This window comes from Streptomyces sp. URMC 127, assembly GCF_051386535.1.
Classification (GTDB): Bacteria; Actinomycetota; Actinomycetes; order Streptomycetales; family Streptomycetaceae; genus Streptomyces.
The window spans coordinates 1-326 of sequence record NZ_JBPQTW010000525.1 but is presented as its reverse complement, the minus strand read 5'-3'; the positions used below and the strand labels follow the sequence as shown (position 1 = coordinate 326).

1 protein-coding gene is annotated in these 326 nt (G+C 65.3%); it reads left to right on the top strand.

Features of this window, described 5'->3' with window-relative positions; genetic code table 11:
• Positions 1-326 (top strand): AMP-binding protein (locus tag ACSNOH_RS35235; RefSeq protein WP_436725510.1); only part of this gene is annotated, 326 nt, incomplete at its 3' end.

Sequence of the window (326 nt, the reverse complement as noted above, 5' to 3'; positions counted from 1 at the left end):
GTGGTGTGCGGTGAGGAGTCTTTGTCGTATGGGGAGTTGAATGCGCGGGCGAATCGGTTGGCGCATTGGTTGGTGGGGGAGGGGGTGGGGCCGGAGTCGCGGGTGGTGGTGTTGTTGCCGCGGTCGGTTGATGTGGTGGTGGCGGTGTTGGCGGTGGTGAAGGCGGGGGGTGTGTATGTGCCGGTGGATCCGGCGTATCCGGTGGAGCGGGTGGAGTTGATGGTGCGGGATTCGGGTGCGGTGGTGGTGGTTGATGAGGGGGTGATGAGGCGTGATGTGAGTGGTTTTCCGGTGTCGGATCCGGTGGTGCGGGTGGGTTCGGGGGG